At 71.6% G+C, this 19,981-nt stretch carries 18 protein-coding genes; 9 read left to right on the top strand and 9 right to left on the bottom strand.

Annotated elements, in window-relative coordinates; all coding sequences use genetic code 11:
- The first annotated feature begins 94 nt into the window (after nt 1-94).
- From ACZ6QQ_RS18840 to ACZ6QQ_RS18825, 4 genes are all read left to right on the top strand, one after another.
- Nucleotides 95-325, top strand: coding sequence for a hypothetical protein (locus ACZ6QQ_RS18840; protein WP_465877696.1), 231 nt, complete (start codon nt 95-97; stop codon nt 323-325).
- A 132-nt stretch (nt 326-457) separates the two neighbouring features.
- A complete protein-coding gene (locus tag ACZ6QQ_RS18835; RefSeq protein ID WP_465877961.1) occupies nt 458-634 on the top strand; it encodes a DUF397 domain-containing protein in 177 nt (58 codons plus the stop codon).
- A gap of 87 nt (nt 635-721) precedes the next feature.
- Complete coding sequence (locus ACZ6QQ_RS18830; RefSeq protein ID WP_465877695.1) at nt 722-1,246, top strand: SigE family RNA polymerase sigma factor; 525 nt, start codon at nt 722-724, stop codon at nt 1,244-1,246.
- The gene (locus ACZ6QQ_RS18825) at nt 1,243-2,451 is read left to right on the top strand and encodes a TolB-like translocation protein (RefSeq protein ID WP_465877693.1); all 1,209 of its coding nucleotides are present in this window, start codon (nt 1,243-1,245) and stop codon (nt 2,449-2,451) included. Before ACZ6QQ_RS18830 ends, ACZ6QQ_RS18825 begins: the two co-directional genes overlap by 4 nt.
- 144 nt (nt 2,452-2,595) lie before the next feature.
- On the opposite strand, the gene xylB is transcribed toward ACZ6QQ_RS18825, so the two are convergent.
- Nucleotides 2,596-4,044 carry a xylulokinase gene (gene xylB, locus ACZ6QQ_RS18820; RefSeq protein WP_465877691.1) on the bottom strand — a complete coding sequence of 483 codons (1,449 nt, stop codon included), beginning with the start codon at nt 4,042-4,044 and terminating at the stop codon, nt 2,596-2,598.
- A gap of 51 nt (nt 4,045-4,095) precedes the next feature.
- Entirely contained in the window at nt 4,096-5,283 is a 1,188-nt protein-coding gene (xylA, locus tag ACZ6QQ_RS18815; protein WP_465877689.1) for a xylose isomerase, read from the bottom strand.
- A 74-nt stretch (nt 5,284-5,357) separates the two neighbouring features.
- Here xylA and ACZ6QQ_RS18810 point away from each other — a divergent pair, with 74 nt between their 5' ends.
- The gene (locus ACZ6QQ_RS18810; protein ID WP_465877688.1) at nt 5,358-6,716 is read left to right on the top strand and encodes an ROK family transcriptional regulator; all 1,359 of its coding nucleotides are present in this window, start codon (nt 5,358-5,360) and stop codon (nt 6,714-6,716) included.
- 108 nt (nt 6,717-6,824) lie between these two features.
- On the opposite strand, the gene ACZ6QQ_RS18805 is transcribed toward ACZ6QQ_RS18810, so the two are convergent.
- The 3 genes from ACZ6QQ_RS18805 to ACZ6QQ_RS18795 all read right to left on the bottom strand — a co-directional run bounded on the left by ACZ6QQ_RS18805 (nt 6,825) and on the right by ACZ6QQ_RS18795 (nt 11,667).
- On the bottom strand, nt 6,825-8,309 hold the full coding sequence (locus ACZ6QQ_RS18805; RefSeq protein WP_465877686.1) for a sugar transferase: 1,485 nt from the start codon (nt 8,307-8,309) through the stop codon (nt 6,825-6,827).
- A gap of 287 nt (nt 8,310-8,596) precedes the next feature.
- Nucleotides 8,597-10,300 (bottom strand): substrate-binding domain-containing protein, encoded by a 1,704-nt coding sequence (locus ACZ6QQ_RS18800; protein ID WP_465877685.1) that lies wholly within the window; start codon nt 10,298-10,300, stop codon nt 8,597-8,599.
- Nucleotides 10,301-10,602: 302 nt separating this feature from the next.
- A complete protein-coding gene (locus ACZ6QQ_RS18795) occupies nt 10,603-11,667 on the bottom strand; it encodes a lactonase family protein (protein WP_465877683.1) in 1,065 nt (354 codons plus the stop codon).
- A gap of 166 nt (nt 11,668-11,833) precedes the next feature.
- Between ACZ6QQ_RS18795 and ACZ6QQ_RS18790 the strand changes: the two genes are divergently transcribed.
- The 4 genes from ACZ6QQ_RS18790 to ACZ6QQ_RS18775 all read left to right on the top strand — a co-directional run bounded on the left by ACZ6QQ_RS18790 (nt 11,834) and on the right by ACZ6QQ_RS18775 (nt 15,645).
- On the top strand, nt 11,834-12,520 hold the full coding sequence (locus ACZ6QQ_RS18790; protein ID WP_465877681.1) for a GntR family transcriptional regulator: 687 nt from the start codon (nt 11,834-11,836) through the stop codon (nt 12,518-12,520).
- A 45-nt stretch (nt 12,521-12,565) separates the two neighbouring features.
- Nucleotides 12,566-13,432, top strand: coding sequence for a (Fe-S)-binding protein (locus tag ACZ6QQ_RS18785; RefSeq protein ID WP_465877680.1), 867 nt, complete (start codon nt 12,566-12,568; stop codon nt 13,430-13,432).
- Nucleotides 13,429-14,874 (top strand): LutB/LldF family L-lactate oxidation iron-sulfur protein, encoded by a 1,446-nt coding sequence (locus ACZ6QQ_RS18780; protein WP_465877679.1) that lies wholly within the window; start codon nt 13,429-13,431, stop codon nt 14,872-14,874. The genes ACZ6QQ_RS18785 and ACZ6QQ_RS18780 overlap by 4 nt, the downstream gene beginning before the upstream one ends.
- Before the next feature lie 81 nt (nt 14,875-14,955).
- Entirely contained in the window at nt 14,956-15,645 is a 690-nt protein-coding gene (locus ACZ6QQ_RS18775; RefSeq protein WP_465877678.1) for a LutC/YkgG family protein, read from the top strand.
- 34 nt (nt 15,646-15,679) lie between these two features.
- Here the strand turns inward: ACZ6QQ_RS18775 and ACZ6QQ_RS18770 are convergent, their stop codons facing one another.
- The 4 genes from ACZ6QQ_RS18770 to ACZ6QQ_RS18755 are packed head-to-tail and all read right to left on the bottom strand — an operon-like array spanning nt 15,680 to nt 19,694.
- On the bottom strand, nt 15,680-16,282 hold the full coding sequence (locus ACZ6QQ_RS18770; RefSeq protein ID WP_465877676.1) for a GTP-binding protein: 603 nt from the start codon (nt 16,280-16,282) through the stop codon (nt 15,680-15,682).
- The gene (locus ACZ6QQ_RS18765; RefSeq protein WP_465877674.1) at nt 16,263-16,652 is read right to left on the bottom strand and encodes a DUF742 domain-containing protein; all 390 of its coding nucleotides are present in this window, start codon (nt 16,650-16,652) and stop codon (nt 16,263-16,265) included. The genes ACZ6QQ_RS18770 and ACZ6QQ_RS18765 overlap by 20 nt, the downstream gene beginning before the upstream one ends.
- Nucleotides 16,642-17,061, bottom strand: a complete 420-nt coding sequence (locus tag ACZ6QQ_RS18760; protein WP_465877672.1) for a roadblock/LC7 domain-containing protein — start codon at nt 17,059-17,061, stop codon at nt 16,642-16,644. Before ACZ6QQ_RS18760 ends, ACZ6QQ_RS18765 begins: the two co-directional genes overlap by 11 nt.
- Entirely contained in the window at nt 17,061-19,694 is a 2,634-nt protein-coding gene (locus ACZ6QQ_RS18755) for a sensor histidine kinase (RefSeq protein ID WP_465877670.1), read from the bottom strand. The genes ACZ6QQ_RS18760 and ACZ6QQ_RS18755 overlap by 1 nt, the downstream gene beginning before the upstream one ends.
- Between the last annotated feature and the right edge of the window lie 287 nt (nt 19,695-19,981).

Genomic DNA, 19,981 nt, shown 5'->3' with positions numbered 1-19,981 from the left:
CCGCTGGGTGCCCGCAACCCGACTGGGCCCTTGATCTCCGCGAGAGAGGTACGCCGATGTCACCGCTGTCGGTACACCTACCGAGTGCCACCTCGTGACCGACGGGCAGGACACACCGGTCGCCGAACTGGTCAAACGGACGTACAACCACACCCCGGCCGCGCTCGCCGCAGTAGAGGAGTTGGCATCGAACTGGCGGGTATCCCGCACCGACGCGGTCAACCATGGCCTCCAGATCGCGGCCGTGATCCTCAGACTCGCCCCGGACGGACACCTCGTAGTGACTCGACCCGACGGGACCACCGCCGAGGTGTTCCTGGTGTGACGCCCGGCCGGCGGCAACCGGACCGGACAGCAGAAGACGGAGGGGTCCCGGCCACCGGGACCCCTCCGTTGCTGACAAAGATGCCCCGGCCACTGCGCCGAAGCCGAGCACCACCGGCATCCGCCGCCACGGATTATTCGCAGTCCGCCCGCCCAAGGTCGCGGACATACGTGCGTGCGAAAGGCGATACTGGGTGAGGCCCTGCCCGGTCGGGTGCTGGTTCGGGACACGAAGGACCGTACCGCCGGGACCTTGACCTTCACCCTCGACGCGTGGCGCGTTTTCGTGGCCGGCATTCGCCACCGCTGACCTGTGGGGGTGAAATTCCCTCGCCGATAAGCAACGGTCGATCCGTGCCCGGCGTTGTCATCGGCATGAGGGATAGGTGCGACCCAGATGGACGCTGATCTCGAACGGGAGTTCAGCGACTTCATCGAGGCACGCGGGCACTCGCTGTTCCGGACCGCGCTCGCGCTCACCGGACACCGCCAACAGGCCGAGGACCTGCTCCAAACCGTCCTGGCCAAGGGTGCCCGACACTGGGGCCGGATCCACTCCGGCAACCCGGAGGCATACCTGCGCACGGCCCTGTACCGCCAGCACACGAGCTGGTGGCGCAGCGTGCGGCGGCGCCCGGAGCTGAGCACCGAGCGGGTGCCGGAGGTCCGGGCACCGGGCGACGCCATCGCCCGGGTCGATCTGAACCTCGCGCTCACCCAGGCACTGGCACAGCTCGCCCCCAAACACCGGGCGGTGCTCGTCCTGCGCTACTTCGAGGACCGCCCGGACAGCGAGATCGCGCAAATTCTCGACTGCGGCGAATCCACCGTACGCAGCCAGGCCGCCCGCGCCCTGGCCCGGTTGCGGGTCCTCTGCCCCGACCTCGAAGTCCTCGGTACGAAGGAAAAGGCAGACCGATGAACCAGCGTCTCGCCGGAGCGCTCCGGAACGCGTTCGAAGACCTGGCTGGGTCCTGCCCGCCACCTGCTGACCTGGTGCGGGCCGCGCTGGTAACCGCCCGACGGCAACGGGTCGCCCGATGGGGCGCCGGCAGCGGAATCGCCGCCGCCGTCTGCGCCACGCTGGTCGGTGTGGCCGCCCTCGCCCCCATCGGGGCAAAAGACGAGTTGGTCGGCGGCGGCCTCAAGCCGCTCGTGATCACCGCGTACACCCGCGTGGCGGACGACGTCAACAAGGGGAATCCGCACGGCCGCTCACTCCTGCTCGACCGGACAACTGGCCGGTACGACGACGTTCCCTACACGTCCGCCATGCCCTCGCCGGACGGCTCCCGCGCACTGGTCCAGACGGGCGGCAGCGGCACGCTCGATCCCGCCCTTTGGGGCGTCCTGGATCGAGTCAGCGGTGACGTACGGTGGATCGACACCAACCTGATCGGCGCCGACGGCGACGGCCACTGGTCGCCGGACGGGCAACGGATCCTCCTCTCCCCCTTTCGGTACGAGGGGGTCGTCGGGCCCGGCTTCGTACTGGTGGACCCGGAGAGCCTTACGACCACCTTCGTCCCGCTGCCCGATCTTTCGCCCGAGCAGGAGCAGCCTGTAAACACGGCCTGGACACCTGACAGCCAAGGCATCGTGCTGAGCCTGACCCGATCCAGCTCCCTGGGACCACGTGCAGCGGGGACCGAACTCCGCTTCTATGGCCTGACCGGCAAGCTGATCCGTACCGTTCCCACCGTCGACAGCGTCCTGCCCCGTTTCGGCTTCTCTCCAGACCGCAGGCGGATGGCACTGACCTCGCACATCGGTGGCCAGATCTCCATCACCGTCACAGATTCAGTCAGCGGCGCAGTACAACACAAAGTGCCCGTGCCGGGGAATCGCAGCCTGGTCGGCTGGGCGAACACGGGGAGTCAAGAACTAATGGGCTGGGCCGACGACGAGCACCTGCTGATTCGCGTGATTCCCGGTCCCAGTCTCGACGAGTTCTCCCGGTTGAGTCCGCTCCCCACTGACGACACAGCCTCCGACTACGGCCAGCTACTCGTCGTGGATCTGCAAGGACGGGTGAGCCGTTCGACGCCCCTGCCGGTCCTGAGCGGCAGGTTGTTTGTCGGTCCCTCCACCGGCCTCCCCCTCACCGCCGCAGGAATCACCTTCTAACCCGCCCCCTCCCCACCCACCCCGGACAAACATTGGTTGATCATGAAGTTAGCGCATCCAATAGAGATCGAACTTGCGCTAACTTCATGATCAACGGGGCGAGCGGGGCGGGGCGAGCGGGCAGGGGACGGGGAGGGAAGGGGGTCAGGAGGGGCGGTTGATCACCAGGTCGCGGGCGGGGGCGTACTGGGCGCGGATGTGGGGGGCCGGGCGGGCGTCGTACTCCTGGGTGGTGCTGGCGGCCCACACGGGGGGTGCCTCGCCACCCTGGGCGACCCAGGCGGCCTGGCGGGCGGCGCCGTCCGCGACGTACTCGCCGGGGGCGGGGACCAGGACCGGGCAGCCGAAGACCTCGGGGGCGATCCGGCAAATCGCCTCGGAGCGGGCGCCGCCGCCAATGAGGATCACCCGGTTGACCGTGGCCCCCTGGGCGATCATCGCATCGAGGCCGTCGGCGAGGCCGCAGAGCAGGCCCTCGACGGCGGCCCGCGCCAGGTGCGCGGGGGTGGAGGTACGCAGCGTCAGCCCGTGCAGCGCGCCGGTGGCCTGCGGCCGATTCGGGGTCCGCTCCCCCTCCAGGTACGGCACCATGACCAGCCCGTCCGCACCGGCGGGTGCCGACAGCGCCAGCCGGGCCAGCTCGTCCAGGTCGACACCGAGCATCTTCGCCGCCGCGTCCAGCACGCGCGCCGCGTTGAGGGTGGCGACCAGGGGCAGGAACCGGCCGGTGGCGTCGGCGAACCCGGCGACCGCACCGGAGCTGTCCTGCGACGGCGTCTCGGCCACGCTGAACACGGTGCCGGAGGTGCCGATGGAGACGATCACGTCGCCGGGCAGCGCGCCGACGCCGAGCGCGGCGGCGGCGTTGTCGCCGGTGCCGGGGCCGAGCGGGGCCCCGTTGGGCAGTTCGCCGGCCCGGCCGGTCGGGTCGAGCACGACCGGCAGCACCGGCCGCCGGCCGAACGCCCGTTCCAGCAGGTCGAGCCGGTATTCGCCGGTGCGCGGCGACCAGTAGCCGGTGCCGCTCGCATCCCCCCGGTCGGTACGCAGCGCGTCCAGCCCGTGCGCCCCGGCCAGCCGCCAGGTGAGCCAGTCGTGCGGCAGGCAGACGGCGGCGGTCCGCTCGGCCGACGCCGGCTCGTTGCGGGCCAGCCAGCGCAGCTTGGTCACGGTGAAGCTGGCCACCGGCACGCTGCCGACCGCCTCCGCCCACGCCTGTCGGCCGGCGACCAGCGCACCGACCCGGTCACCGGCAGCCGCGTCACCGTCGCCGCCGAGCTCTTCGATCAGGTCGACCGCGGCACCGGCCGAACGGGTGTCGTTCCAGAGCAGGGCGGGGCGGACGACCTCGCCCTGCTCGTCGAGACAGACCATGCCGTGCTGCTGGCCGGCGACCGAGGCGGCAACCACGTCCGCCAGGCCGCCGGCCTGCTCCACGGCTTCCTGCAACGCCCCCCACCAGGCCGCCGGATCCACCTCGGTGCCGGCCGGATGGGCGGCCCGCCCGGAGCGGACCAGCTCACCGGTCTCCGCGTCGCGAATCACGACCTTGCACGACTGGGTCGACGAGTCGACCCCGGCGACGAGCGCCATCTCCGGCCTCCGAGGCGGGCTGAGGGGTGGTGGGGGGTGTCGTTAACTAGTTCAGCGGGCGCCGAGCAGGTGCTCGACCGCGAGCTGGTTGAGCCGGACGAAGCCGAAGCCGCGCGCCGAGACCTCGGCCACGTCGAGGTCCTCGAACGCGCTCCGGTCGGCGAGCAGTTCGGCGTACGTCTCGCCGTCGGCGACGGTCGGGGTGGACAGCTCGGCGACCTTGCTGGCGGCGAGCGCCTCCTGCACCTCCGGGTCGGCCCGGAACGCCGCCGCCCGCTCCTTGAGCAGCAGGTACGTGCGCATGTTGGCGGCGGCCGACGCCCACACCCCGTCGAAGTTCTCGGTCCGGGACGGCTTGTAGTCGAAGTGCCGGGGGCCCTCGTAGGCCGGGGCGCCCTGCGGGCCACCGAACTCCAGCAGGTCGACCAGGGCGAACGAGTTCATCAGGTCACCGTGACCGAAGACCAGGTCCTGGTCGTACTTGATGCCGCGCTGGCCGTTGAGGTCGAGGTGGAACAGCTTGCCGGCCCACAGCGCCTGGGCGATGCCGTGCGCGTAGTTGAGCCCGGCCATCTGCTCGTGCCCGGTCTCCGGGTTCAGGCCGACCAGCTCGGGGTGCTCCAGCTCGTTGATGAAGGCCAGGGCGTGGCCGACGGTCGGGAGCAGGATGTCGCCACGGGGCTCGTTCGGCTTCGGCTCGATCGCGAACTTGATGTCGTAGCCCTTGTCGATCACGTACTGGGCGAGCAGGTTGACCGCCTCGCGGTAGCGGTCCAGGGCCGCCCGGATGTCCTTGGCGACGTCGTACTCGGAGCCCTCCCGGCCACCCCACATGACGAAGGTCTTGGCGCCCAGCTCGGCGGCGAGGTCGACGTTGCGCAGCACCTTGCGCAGGGCGAACCGGCGTACGTCGCGGTCGTTGCTGGTGAACCCGCCGTCCTTGAAGATCGGGTGGGTGAACAGGTTGGTGGTGACCATCGGCACCACCAGGCCGGTCTCGTCCAGCGCCTTGCGGAAGCGGCTGATGTGGTGTTCGCGCTTGGCGTCGTCCGAGCCGAACGGGATCAGGTCGTCGTCGTGGAAGGTGATGCCGTACGCCCCCAGCTCGGAGAGCTTGTGCACCGCCTCCACCGCGTCCAGCGGGGCGCGGGTGGCGTCGCCGAACGGGTCGCGGGCCTCCCAGCCCACGGTCCAGAGGCCGAAGGAGAACTTGTCGGCGCGAGTGGGTTGGGCAGCCATCGATGACCTCCACGTAACATACTTGATTTGTTTACCCGTTGAATTATTTGACCGGCCTGTGGCATTGTCAAGACGTGACGCAACCCGGCAACGGCCAGGTGGGTACGGCGGGCACGGCCGTACGCCAGGCGAGTCTGCGTGAGCACAACCTGGCCCTGCTGCTGCGCCACATCACCGACGCGCCGCGTCCGCCGTCCCGTGCCGACCTCGCCACCGCCACCGGGCTGACCCGGGCCACCGTCTCCGCCCTGGTCGACGACCTGATCGGCGGGCACCTGCTGGCCGAGGTCGACCCGGCTCCGCGGACCGGTGCCGGCCGACCCGCACTCGGCCTGGTGCTGGCCACCGACGGTCCGGCCGGGCTCGGCCTGGAGATCAACGTCGACTACCTGGCGGCCTGCGTGGTCGACCTGACCGGCGCCGTCCGGCACCGGGCGGTCCGCCGGGTCGATCTGCGCCTGATTCCTCCCGCCGAGGTGCTCGACGACCTCGGTGACCTGGCCGCCACCGCCCTCGCCGAGACGCAGCGGCAGCGTCTGGTGTTGGCGGGCACGGCACTCGCCGTACCCGGTCTGGTCACCTCGACCGGGGTGGTCCGGCTGGCACCGAACCTCGGCTGGCGCGACGTCGACCTGGCCGGCGGGCTCAACAGCCACCCGGCCCTGGCGGGTCACCGGCTCACCGCGCCCGGTCAACCGGGAGTGGCCGCGCCGGCACCGGCCCGACCACCGGGACGCGTACCCGGCCAGGGGCCCGGTGGGGCCAACTCCGGGCAGCGGGCCGGTGTCGGCGGCTGGCTGACCATCGACAACGAGGCGAACCTGGCCGCCCTCGGCGAACTGCACGCCGGTCCGCCGGGCCCGGCGACCTTCTTGTACGTCTCCGGTGAGATCGGCATCGGGGCCGGCATCGTGCTGCACGGCGCCCTGTTCCGGGGCGCCCGTGGCTGGAGCGGCGAGCTCGGTCACCTGCCCGTCCACCCCACCGGCCGCCCCTGCCGCTGCGGCTCCCGAGGCTGTCTGGAGCAGTACGCCGGCCAGGAGGCGATCCTGGCCGGGGCCGGGCTCGCCAATCGGGGGCTGCCCGCCGACGCGGCGATCGCCCGGCTCGCCGAGCAGGCCGGTGCCGGTGACCCGGCGGCGCTCGGGGCGCTCACCGAGGCGGCCACCGCGCTCGGTGTGGCCATCTCCGGTGTGATCAACCTGCTGGACTTGGACACCGTCGTGCTCGGCGGGATTTACGCGCCGCTGGCGCAGTGGCTCTGCCCGCCCCTGGAGGCGGAAATGAGGCGGCGCGTCCTCACCGCCGCCTGGTCACCGGTTGCCGTACGCCCGTCCCTGCTCACCCGCGACGCCGCCGTCCTCGGCGCCGCCGGCTCCATCGTCCGCGCCGTCCTGTCCAACCCCGCCCACTGGCTCACCCCGACCGGCTAACCCCGTTGATCATGAAGTTGGCGCGGGTTCCGAAGCCGGAAACCCGCGCTAACTTCATGATCAACGCCGTAATCGGCGGGGCGGGGGAGGCGGGAGGCCGGGGGGGGGTTAGTAGGCGCCTCGGCTGTTTACTACGGCGCCGAAGGTTTTCCAGAGGATGGTCAGGTCGGCTGCCAGGGACCAGTTCTCTACGTAGTAGAGGTCCAGGCGGATGCCGTCTTCCCAGGTCAGGTCGGAGCGGCCACTGACCTGCCAGAGGCCGGTCATTCCGGGCTTGACCAGCAGGCGGCGGGCGACGTCGCCGTCGTAGCGGGCCACCTCGGAGGGGAGTGGTGGGCGCGGGCCGACCAGGCTCATGTGACCGAAGAGGACGTTCGCGAGCTGCGGCAACTCGTCCAGCGACCACTTGCGCAGGAACCTGCCCACCCGGGTCACCCGGGGGTCGTCGCGCATCTTGAACATCAGACCGTCGGTCTCGTTCCGGGCGGCCAACTCGGCCAGCAGTGCGTCCGCGTTGGTGACCATGGTGCGGAACTTGTAGACGCCGAACTCCCGGCCACCCTGGCCGACCCGGATCTGCCGAAATATCACCGGCCCCCGGCTGTCCAGCTTGATCGCCAACGCCAGCACGGCCAGGATCGGCAGCGCCAGGGTGAGCGCCAGGAAGGCCGCCGCCCGGTCCACGAACCCCTTGACCACCTTGCGGGCGCCCCGGAACTCGGGCGCCTCCACGTGGATCAGCGGCAGCCCGGCAACCGGCGTGGTGTGGATCCTCGGCCCGGCCACGTCGGTCAGCGCCGGCGCCAGGACCAGGTCGATCCCGGTGCCCTCCAACTGCCAGCCCAGTCGCCGCAGCCGGGTGGCGGTGAGTTCACCGGACGCGGTCACCGCGACCGTGTCGGCACCGACCGCCATGGCCGCGTCCGCGACCCCGCGCAACGAACCGACCACCGGTACGTCACCCAGCCGCTGCGGCACCGGCGCCAACAACGCGTCCGGGATACACGCGCCCACCACCTGGTAGCCGGCGTGCGGCTCTCGGCGCAGGGTGTGCACCAACTCCAACACGTGCGGGGTGTCCCCGACCACCAGCACCTGCCGGGCCCACCCGGTCCCCCTGGAACGCGCCCGGTGCAGCCGCTTACGGGCGGCGAACCGGGCCACCACCAGGCCGACCGTGCCGAGCGCGAAGGAGATGCCGAGGAATCCGCGTGACACGCCGACGTCGGCGATGTAGCCGGCGATCGCGATCCCGCCGGCCAGCCTCAGGCTGGCGGCGGTGACCCGCCGGTACTCGTCCGCGCCGTAGCCCAGCACCCGGTCGTCATAGCAGCGCAGTCCGCGCAGCGAGAGCAACCAGACCAGCACCAGGGCCGGGCCGATGATGAAGTACGAGATGTCGGAGCCGCGCGGGTCGTCGCCACCGAACCGGGCGAAGTATCCGACGAGTACGGCGACTCCGAGGGCGATGCTGTCGAAGATGACGGTGGTTCGGACGTAGGCCCGATGCCGTGATCTGGTTGTGACAGCAGATGCCCCCGGTGGCAGTTCCGGAGGCAGAGTTGCGGAGCTCAGCAGTGTTGCCGACGTCACCGGCCCTCCCCAGCGCACTCACGGAGAATCCCGGTTCAACCGCTGGTCCTCCCCATCGGACCCGCGGTGCCGGGACACCTCGCATATCTTCACCTACGGATCCGATTACCGAGAGCTTCGGACGGATTACCGTCACTTCCCGTGGGGCCGGGTACCCGCCGGGCGTACCCTAACCCCCGGAACGCGCGATCCGCGTCGGTGGATCGTCCGATGTCCGGCCGTACGGTGAAGGTTTCGCCGGATGGCCGGTCAGCGATCGGCCGGCCGGCCATCCGAGCGTCGGAGCCTCAGCGCGGTGCCGGGCGCAGTGCGATCGCCTGGAGGAAGATGTCGCCGATCTTGGCCGGGTCCTCGGTGACGAACACGCCGCCACCGGTCACCTTGGTGATCGCGTCCAGTTCCGCCCGGTTGACGCCGGTGCCGATGCCGATGATGACCACCTGGATCGGCCGTTCCGGGTCGGCCGCCGCCTTCAGGTCGGCCAGCAGCTTCTCCTGGGTGATGCCGTTGGCGTCCTCGTTCTTGCCGTCGGTCAGCATCACCACCGAGTTGACCCGGCCCTGCTCCCACCCGTCCTGCACCGCCTTGTACGCCGCGAGCACGGTGTCGTAGAGGCCGGTGTCACCGTTACGCTTCGGCGTGATGCCGGCCAGCGCCGTCTTGAGCTGGCCGCGCTGGCTGGTCAGTGGACCGATCGGGACCAGTTCGCGGTAGTCCCGGGCGCCGACCAGTTCGGTGGAGAAGACCCAGAGGCCGACCGCCCACGACTCGTCGAACAGGTCGAGGCCGCCCTGTGCGGCGGCGAGGGTGACCTGGGCGCGGGTGGCGTTGTTGGCGGTGGGCACGGTCTCCAGCATCGAGCCGGACACGTCGATCACGGCGAGCATCCGGGACGGCAGGGTGATCGCGGTCCAGGTGGAGAGGGCGCGGCTGATCGCGGCCGGGTCGGGCCCGCCGGCCGCCGTACCGCCGGCCGCCGGGGAGGCGGTGGAGGTGGGCGTACCGGCCGGGCTCGGGGCGCCCTGGGGAGCAGTGAAGCCCTCGCCCCAGGTGCCGTCCGGTCCGCGCAGGTTCTGCTTGGCCAACCGGTCCTTGAAGCTGGCCTCGGTGAGCACCTTGAACAGTCCCTCGGCGGCGGCGACCCGCGCCGGCTCGATGCCGGGCATCACCGCGTACGGGTAGTCCAGCGACAGCGGGGTCGGCTCGACGTAGAGCGCGGCGAGCGGGATCGGCGGCTGCTTGGCGTTGTACTCCATGACGTCCTCCTCCGACAGCGCGGCGGCGCTGATGGCGGAGGCGATCGTTGCCGGGTCGTTGGCCCGGGGGAACTTGGCCAGCAGGTCCTGCCGGACCGTGGAGCGGCCGGCGGCCAGGGCACGCAGCGCCGAGGTGGTGGCCTGTTGGGCCTGGGCGCCACCGGCCGCACCGGCGGCGGCGCCGAGGGCGAGCAGCCCGGACAGGCCGGCGGCGTCGCGGGTCGGTTCGACGATTCCGGTCCGCAGCTTGGTGCCGGTGGTCACCTGCTTGAGCAGGTCGGTCCAGGTGATCTTCTTGTCCGGCCAGCCGGCTGCGGCGGCGACCGGCTGCGGCATGGCGACCACCACCGGGCTGCGGCCGATCGGCGCGTTGTTGGTCGGCGCGAAACCGGCCGCCTCCTTGCTCAGTCGTTGCAGCCAGGTGCTGGAGTCGGGAATCCAGACGTCGGGGGTTTCGGCGGCGCCGGGCGCCTGGCCCACCCCGGACAGCGAGACTCCGTGCTGGCCGGCGAGGATCGCCGCCACGTCGGCCGGGTCCTTGGCGGCGACCGCGACGTCGACGCAGACACCCTCGGCGGCGGCACCGTTCTCGGCCCACTGGGCGGCGGCGTCCCGCACGGCCGGCTCGATCTCCGGGGCGGCGTGCACGTTCAGGCGCAACTGCCCGGTGCAGGCCGGTTCGGCCAACTGCCGATAGCCGAACCACGCCCCCACCACAACAAGGACAAGCGCCATCGCCGCTGCGATGGCGCCTGCTCCACGAATACTGTTACGCATGCGATGGCGGCCCGACACGTTGACCATCTTGCGTAACGACTCCGCATAATGCCACCTACGTTCGGTCGAAAGTTACGCAGGAGATACAGATCTCGCTCGAAATTTCACACTGCGTAGTTGATTGACGTCAAACTGTCGGGTAATCCGCCCAGCAGGTGAGCTTTCGTGCCCTTGCTTTCAACTGGAGCAAGCCGCGCATTTGACAGACCCTCGCTGATTAGCATTTATGTCGGTAAAAATTATCACCATCGCTGGCCGACTCAGCGACCCGCGACCGGCACCGGGGACAGCGGCCCCAGCACGCAGGTGGGGCTCGCGACCGCGACCGAGCCGGCCGGCTCGGGGATCCCGCTCGCCGGGTCGACGACGAACACGCTCACCACGTCGGCCCGTTCGTCGGCGACGTAGAGGTGCGTACCGATCAATGCGAAATGCCTCGGCCAGGTGCCGCCGGTGGCCACCTCGGTGACGTATCGCGGGATCTCCGCGTCGAGCGCGAACACCGAGATCGTGCCCACTCCCCGGCTGGCGACGTAGAGAAAGTGGCCGTCGGGTCGTACCGCGATCTCGGACGGTTGCACGGTTCCGTGCCGGGCGCTCGCCGCGACCCGACCGCGTTCCCGCAGCGTGCCACCACCCTCCATTGTGTACGCAATCACCGACGCATCCAGTTCACCGGCGAGATAACAGCGACGCCGGTCGGGATGGCGGGCAAGATGCCGGGGACCGGTGCCGGGTCGGGTCCGGTTGAGCGGTTCGCGCGGCAGCAGCCGCCCGCCGAGCGCGTCCAGGTCGTACCGGTAGACGGTGTCGGTACCCAGGTCCACCGCGAGCAGCGAGTCGCCGTCGGGGTCCGGCGAGACCATGTGGGCGTGCGCCCGCTCCTGCCGCTGCGGGTCCGGACCGTGTCCGTCGTGCGTGCGCAGATCGGTCCGCTCACCCGGCACCCCGACCAGGTCCAACGGGTGTACGGCCACACTGCCGCTGCCGTAGTTCGCGCTGAACAGGTGCCGACCGTCCGCCCCGACGGCCAGGTAACAGGGGCTGTCGCCGCCGGTGGACCAACTGCCGAGCGGGCGCAGGTCGGCGTCGGCCTCGATCGCCCAGGCGCTGACCGTTCCCTGTGCGCGCTCGTTCACCGCGTACAGCACGGGTTGGGTCGGGTGCCGGGCGAGGAACGACGGTGAGACGGTCGGGGCGACCGTGCCGAGCGGGTCGAGCGCGCCGGAGACCGGATCCCGTCGGGCCGCGACGATGCCGCTCCCGCGCCCACCGGCCTCCCCGGTGTAACAACCGAGGTAGACGATCTCGCCGCCGTCAGCCATCCGCCGCTCCGTCCGCCGCCCGGTCCCGGTGCGGGTTCCGGTGCACCCGCTCGATCCAACCAGAGCGCGGGCCGACCCGCCCGGCAGGACGCGATCGCGGTGCCACAAAAGCGGCGACCGCCGAGCCCTTCCGTCACCGGCAACGGATCCTATAGGATCTTCGATCGTGGTAGAGGTATTGCGGCCCGCGCGACGAACGACACTCGCCGACGACGTCTACGAGTCGGTGCGTACGTTGGTGATGGACCATGCCGTGGCACCCGGCGAGCGGATCAACATCGACGCGCTGGCCCGGCAGCTACAGGTCTCCCCGACCCCGGTCCGGGAGGCACTCGCCCGACTCGAATCCGACGGCCTGGTCCGCAAACGCGCACTCGCCGGCTACACCGCCACCCCGCTGCTCACCCGCGCCGAGTTCGACGAACTGGTCGAGATGCGGCTGATCCTCGAACCGGTCGCCACCGAGCGGGCCACCCGCCGGATCGCCGGGCTGCCCGACCCCGCCGAAGCGCTCGACCAGCTCCGCGCGGCGGCCGAACTGCCCGGCCCGGCACCGGGCACCGAGGGCTTCGCCGCCATCGCGGAATTCACCAACACCGACGCCCGGTTCCACCACCTCGTCGCCGAACGGGCCGGCAACCAACTGCTGCACGACGCCGTCGTCCGGCTCCGGTCCCACCTGCACCTGTTCCGGCTCTACTTCCCGGCCACCCACCACGGGATCAGCGCCCGGGAACACCACCGGATCGTGGACGCGGTGGCCGCCGGTGACGCGGACACCGCCGGTGCCGCCATGCGCGACCACCTGCTCGCCGCCCGCGACCGGCACCTCCCCTTCTTCGAGACCACCTGACGTGCCCCACCCCGGACGGTCCGACCTGCCGCGAAAGGAGAATCGGTGCGCATCGCGCTCTTCGTGACCTGCGTCAACGACCTGGTGTTCCCCGGCACCGGACGGGCGGTGGTGACGATCCTGGAACGGCTCGGCCACACCGTCGAGTTCCCCACCGAACAGAGCTGCTGCGGCCAGATGCACGCCAACAGCGGCTACCGGGCCGAGGCGATGCCGCTGGTCCGCCGGTTCGTCGACACCTTCGGCCCGTACGAGGCCGTGGTGGCCCCGTCCGGCTCGTGCGTGGCGATGGTGCGGGAGTCGTACCCCCGGCTGGCCCAGGGCGACCCGGTCCTGGCCCGGCGGGTCGCCGACCTCGCCCCGCGCACGTACGAACTCTCCGAACTGCTGGTCGACGTGCTCGGCGTGACCGATCTCGGCGCCTCGTTCCCGCACCGGGTCACGTACCACCCGACCTGTCACGGCCTGCGCATGCTGCGGCTCGGCGACAAACCGCTGCGACTGCTGCGGGCCGTACGCGACCTCGACCTGGTCGAGCTGCCCGGCGCGCAGGAGTGCTGCGGCTTCGGCGGCACGTTCGCGGTCAAGAACGCCGGGGTCTCCGGGGCGATGCTGGCCGACAAGTGCGACGCGGTCTGCTCCACCGGAGCGGGGTACGTCGCCGCCGCCGACAACTCCTGCCTGGCCCACATCGGCGGTGGACTCTCCCGCCGCACCGGCCGACCTGACGGCGACGGCGGCACCCGGCCCGAGGTACGCGCCGTCCACTACGCCGAGATCCTCGCCGGCACGGTCGACGGCGCGCAGACCGTGGCCGGAACGGTGAACGGAACGGGGACCGTGGCCGGAACGGGGACCGTGGCCGGAACGGGGACCGTGGCCGGCGCCGGGAAGACGGGGGCGACCGCATGACCGGGACCGGGAACATCGTCGCGCGGCAACCGTTCCCGGTGGCCGCGCGGACCAGGCTCGCCGACCCGCAACTGCGGGCCAACCTGCGCCGGGCCACCCACACCATCCGGGACAAGCGGCTGCGAGTGGTCGGCGAGGTGCCCGACTGGGAGGCGCTGCGGGTCTCCGGTGCGGCTATCAAGGACGACGTGCTGGCCCGGCTCCCCGAACTGCTCGACCGGTTCGAGGCCGCCGCCACCGCGGCCGGCGCCACCGTGCACTGGGCCCGCGACGCGCAGGAGGCCAACGCCGTCGTCACCCGGCTGGTGCGGCAGACCGGCACCGCCGAGGTGGTCAAGGTCAAGTCGATGGCCACCCAGGAGATCGGGCTGAACGAGGCGCTCGAAGCGGTCGGTATCGCCGCCGTCGAAACCGACCTGGCCGAACTGATCGTGCAACTCGCCGACGACCAGCCCTCGCACATCCTGGTCCCGGCTATCCACTACAACCGGCACCAGATCCGGGACATCTTCGCCGAACGGATGCCCGGTGTGGACGCCACCGCGCTCACCGACGAACCGGCCGCCCTCGCCGAAGCCGCCCGCCGCCACCTGCGGGCCAAGTTCCTCTCCGCCAAGGTCGCGATCTCCGGCGCCAACTTCGCCATCGCCGAGACCGGCACCCTGGTCGTGGTCGAGTCCGAGGGCAACGGGCGGATGTGTCTCACGCTGCCGGAGACGCTGATCTCGGTGGTCGGGATCGAGAAACTGCTGCCCACCTTCGGCGACCTGGAGGTGTTCCTGCAACTGCTGCCCCGCTCCTCGACCGGGGAGCGGATGAACCCGTACACCTCGATGTGGACCGGGGTCACCGGGGGCGACGGGCCGCAGCAGGTGCACATCGTGCTGGTGGACAACGGACGTACCGACACCCGCGCCGACCCGGTCGGGCGGCAGGCGTTGCGCTGCATCCGCTGCTCCGCCTGTCTGAACGTCTGCCCGGTCTACGAGCGGGTCGGCGGGCACGCGTACGGGTCGGTCTACCCGGGCCCGATCGGCGCGATCCTGTCGCCGCAGATGACCGGGCCGGACGCGGGCGCGAACGCGACCCTGCCGTACGCCTCGACGCTCTGCGGTGCCTGCTTCGACGCCTGCCCGGTCCGGATCGACATCCCGGAGGTACTGGTGCACCTGCGCCAGCGGGGAGTCGACGCGAAACGGGGCCGGCCGTCGGCGGAACGGACCGCGATGCGGGCGATGTCCTGGGTGATGCGGGACCGCCGCCGGTACACCGCCGCGCTGCGTGCCGCCCGCCGGGGCGCCGCCCCGTTGCGTCTGGGCGGCCGGCGGACCGCGATCCGGCACCTGCCCTGGCCGCTGTCCGGCTGGACCGCAAGCCGGGACGCCCCGCTGCCGGCACCGGAGACCTTCCGGGAATGGTGGGGCGGCCGTGGCCGGGGCTGAACACCGGCGGACCCGACCGTGGTCCGCCGACGACCGACGGACCGCACCCGGCACCGCCGGCTCGGCGGTGGAGGGGCTGTCATGACCAGAACCGCACGGGACGAGATCATGGCCCGGCTCCGGGCGGTCGCACCGATCGCCCCGGTCACCGTTCCCCGGCAGTACGTCGTCACCCCGGAGCCGGCACCGTCGGCACCGGTCGGCTCGGCGTCGACCGACCGCACACCGGCTGAACCCGCAGCGGTCGATCCGGCGCTGGTCGAGCTGCTGGTGGACCGGCTGCTCGACTACCGGGCCACGGTCACGCACTGCGCACCGGACGGGGTGGCCGAGGCGCTCGGCGGGCTGCTCGGTGGCGTACCGGCGGTGGCGGTGCCGGGTGGACTGCCGGCGGGCTGGCTGTCCGCGTACCCGGGGACGGTCGTGCGCGACGGCGAGCCGCGGCCCCTGACGGTGACCGACCTGGACGCGCCGGGGCTCGCCGTGGTCACCGGCTGCGCGGTGGCGATCGCCGAGACCGGCACGCTGATCCTCGACACCGGCCCCGACCAGGGTCGGCGGCTGCTCACCCTGGTCCCCGACCATCACGTCTGCGTGGTCCGGGCCGGTCAGGTCGTCGGCGGGGTGCCGCAGGCGCTGCGTCGGCTGGCCGACCCGACCCGACCGCTGACCCTGGTCTCCGGCCCGTCGGCGACCAGCGACATCGAACTGAACCGGGTCGAGGGCGTGCACGGCCCGCGCCGGCTGGAGGTCCTGATCGTCGCCGCCTGACCGGGCGTCGGCCTGATCGCCGCCGCCTGACGGGTCAGTTCGCCGAGACCGCCACGCCGCGCCGGGCCGCCACGTGCTCGACCAGGGTGACCAGCACACCCTTGCCGGACTGGCGGCTGCGGGCGTCGCAGAGCACCACCGGCACGTCCGGATCGAGGTCCAGCGCACCTCGGACCGACGCCGGGCTGAACTGTTGCGCCCCCTCGAAGCAGTTGACCCCGACGACGAACGGCGTCCCCCGCCGCTCGAAGTAGTCCACCGAGGGGAAACAGTCGGCGAGCCGGCGGGTGTCGGCCAGCACCACCGCCCCGAGCGCGCCGAACGCCAACTCGTCCCAGAGGAACCAGAACCGGTCCTGGCCGGGGGTGCCGAACAGGTAGACCTGAAGGTCCTCGTTGATCGAGATCCGGCCGAAGTCCATCGCCACCGTGGTGGTGGACTTGCCCTCGACACCGGCCAGGTCGTCGGTGCCCACCCCGGCGTCGGTCAGCACCTCCTCGGTCTGCAACGGCCTGATCTCGCTCACCGCGCCGACGAGGGTGGTCTTGCCGGCGCCGAATCCCCCGGCGACCAGGATCTTCAACGCGAGCGGGATTCGCCGGGCCGATCCGGTCCGGTCAGAGCGCACGGAGTCCATTGACCACCGCCTTGAGGATGTCGTCTTCGGGGAAACTGGGTGCCGACGAGGGCTCGTACATCGCGATCAGCTCGGCCGTGAGCAGGTCGGCGAGGAGGATCCGGACCACCCCCAACGGCAGGTCGAGATAGGAGGCGACCTCGGCGACCGAGATCGGCTCCTGGCTCAGCCGGAGGATCTGCCGGTGCTCCGGCTGGAGCTGTTCGCCCCGGCCGTCACCGCTGGAGACGGCCGCGACCACGAACGCGACCAGGTCGAAGCCGCCGACCGCCGGCCGGACCCGACCACCGGTCATCATGTACGGGCGGACCACCGGCCCGGCGTCGGAATCCAACCAGTCGTGGTGCGGTCCGGGCAGCTCATCTTGCATCGGCGCTCACCCCAGCAGCACGGCTCGGTGTGCTCAGGAACTCGCCGACCCTGGTCACCAGCATCGCCATCTCGTACGCGATCAGGCCGATGTCGGAGTCGGCGCCACAGAGCACGGCCAGGCAGGCGCCCTGCCCGGCGGCGGTGACGAAGAGGAACGCCGACTCCATCTCGACCACGGTCTGCCGTACCGGACCGGCGGTGAACTGCCGGCTTGCCCCCTTGGCCAGACTCTGGAAGCCGGCGGCCATGGCGGACATGTGCTCGGCGTCCTCCTGGGACAGCCCCCGGGACGCGGCCATCAGCAACCCGTCCGCGGAGAGCACCACGGCCTGTTCCGCGGTCGGTACGCGCTCCACGAGGTCGTCGAGGAGCCAGGCGAGATCGGCCGGCCTCGTCGGGTGCACCACTACGCGTCCCTTCCAGAATCGGTGGAGCCCGGGTCGACGACCGGGGCATCGGCTGCGCTGGCCGGCGGGGCGGTGACCGGCTCGTCGGGAACGGTCTGCGGGGCGCTGGCCGGCGCGGCGGTGGACGGTTTGATGGTCGCCAGTTGGACGGTGGGTGCGTCGGTCGGGCTCGCCGCGTCCCGCCGGCCCCGGGCGGTGCCGGCCTGCATCGCCGACATCATCGCCCGCACCTCCTCCGGTGAGCGTCCGGCCGGCGTCGCCCGCTGCGCCGGTGCACCCGTGCTCCGGGCGGCCGGCTGGGCCGACCCGGTCGGCTCGCGCAACTGCGGGGCGAGACTGGTCTGCCGGATCCGGCGGGGCAGGCCGTCCTCACCGGCCGGCACCTCGGCGGGTTCGGCGGTCGGCGCGGTCGCCCCGCCCGGCACGCCGTTGGGTACGGGCGCCACGAACGGACCACCCGTACGGTCGGGCGTGTCCCGGTCCGGTGCGCTCGGCACCGCGGTCAACCGGCCCAGGGTCCGGGCCCGCCGCTCCGGTGCACCCGAACCGGCCCGCTGCCCCGAACCGACCCGGCCGAGCAACCCGGCCCGCGCTCCGGGACCGCCGCCGCCCCGCGACGGCAGCGTCGCCCCGGAGAGCGTCGGTGCCGCCGAACCGGGCGCCGACTCCGGCTCCACCAATTCGCCGACCTCGACCGGGTCGCTGGTCCGGACCGGCTCCACCGGTCGGCCGGGCAGGGCGAGCGGGCCGTTGCCGGGGACCACCAGTTCACCGGGGATCAGCGCGACCGCGGTCACCCCGCCGTACGCCGACGAGCGCAGTTGCACCCTGACCCCGTGCCTGGCGCCGAGCTGGGCGACCACGAACAGGCCCAGCCGGGCGCTGTTCACCGGGTCGAACTCGGGCGGGTCGGCCAACCGTCGGTTCGCCAGCTCCAACGCCTCCGGGGTCATCCCCAGGCCCCGGTCCTCGACCTCGATCGCGTACCCGTTCGGGACCAGTTGCCCGGTGACCCGTACCCGGGTGTGCGGCGGCGAGAACGAGGTGGCGTTCTCGATCACCTCGGCCAGCAGGTGGATCACGTCACCGACCGCCGGGCCGACGGTCGACGCCGGCTGTACGGCGGCCACGTCGACCCGCGCGTAGTCCTCCACCTCGGAGATCGCTCCCCGGATCACGTCGACCATGGCGACCGGGTTGCGCCAGCCCCGGCCGGGGGCGGCACCGGCGAGGATCACCAGGTCCTCGGCGTGCCGGCGCATCCGGGTGGCCATGTGGTCGATCCGGAACAGGTCCTCCAGCTCCTCCGGCTCGGTGACCCGCCGTTCCATCTTGTCGAGCAGGGCGAGCTGGCGGTGCAGCAGTGTCTGGCTGCGCCGGGCGATGTTGAGGAAGACCTCGTTCATGCCGCGCCGCAGCCCCGCCTCGTCCACGGCGGAACGTACGGCGGTGCGCTGCACCTCGCTGAACGCGTTCCCGACCTGGCCGATCTCGTCGCGGCCGTACTCCAGGTCCGGGGACTCGCGGGCGACGTCGACCTCCTCGCCCCGGCGCAACCGGCCGACGACGTCGGGCAGCCGGTGGCCGGCGAGGTCCAGTGCGGCCGTACGCAGGCCGGTCAGTCGCCCGATCAGCGAGCGGCCGACCCGGATCGCGATGAACATGGACAGGATGACCGCGGCCAGCCCGAGCAGGCCGGCGAGGCCGAGCCGGACCAGCACCTCGACCGCGACCGGCTTGGCCCGGTCGGTCAGCGTGTCGGCGGCGGCCAGCTCGAAGTCGTACAGCTGCTGTTGGGTTTTCTCGTAGCTGGTCCGCCACGCCTGCGCGTCGACCGGCACCGCGGCACCGGTCCGGCCCTTCTCGACCACCTCGGCCATCATCGCCCGGACCCGGACGAAGTCGTCTCCGTCGATCATCCGTTGGTACGCGATCCGGTCGCTCTCCGGCAGCTCGGCCACCGCCTCCTCGTAGAGGAAGCGTTGGGTGCCGATCGCCTGCACCGCCTGCGGGTACTCCCCGTCGGCGAAGCGGCCGGCGACGAACGCCCCGGCGAGTACGGCGTCGACCTGGTCGAATATCTCGCGGGCGCGACCGAGGGAGATCACGTTGAGCGACTCCACGTTGACGCCGTCGACGCCCAGTGCGGCCATCGAGTCGAAGACCTGGTACGTCAGCGTGACGGTGCCGCTGTAGAGCCCGAACGCCCCGGCCCGGTCCATGTCCTTGCGGTCGATGAAGCCCCGGCCGGCGGGGAGCGCGTCCAGGGCGACGAAGAGCTGGTCGACCCGGTTGCGGAGCTGGTCGCCGCCGGAGTCGAGCAGACCGCTCTCGTTGGTGAGGCGGCGCATGTCGGCGATCGCCCGGTCGGTCTGCGCCCGCTGCTCGGTCAAGGCTGCGAGGTCACCGCCGGCCAGGTACCGGACGGAGAGCCGGCGTTCGGCCTGGAGTTCACCGACCACGACGGTGCCCGGTTTCCCGACTTTGTCGAGCAGGGACTGCGCGGAGAGCAGTCGGGTGGCGGGCTCGACGGTGAGCAGGGTGGCAAAGATCCACAACGCCAGCAGCGCGGCGATCGGCACCGCGACCAACGCGATGATCTTTGAACGGATCGTCCAGTTACGGCTGTTCATCGGACCTCGCCCGGGGGTGGCAGGAGGGAAGACCGGGCCCGGCCGATCCGCGTCCTCCCGAGGAGAAGTCACGGAATTCGAGCGTGCGCCTCCGGCAGGATACGTAATCGGCGACGTATGCACTACCGGACGTTCCGGGTGGGCTTCCGAACCACTGTCCAATCTCGACCATAATCGCAACCGATGCCCGATCGGTCGGGCCCGCCGGCACCATTGTCACCGGGCCGTCACCGCTATTGCCGGACAAGCACCCACCATCGGCGTACGGGCGGAACGGGTGTCCCGGA

It is taken from the genome of Micromonospora sp. NPDC049529, assembly GCF_055586685.1.
Note: the sequence above shows the minus strand (reverse complement) of the source record. Positions and strands in the feature narration are given on the sequence as shown.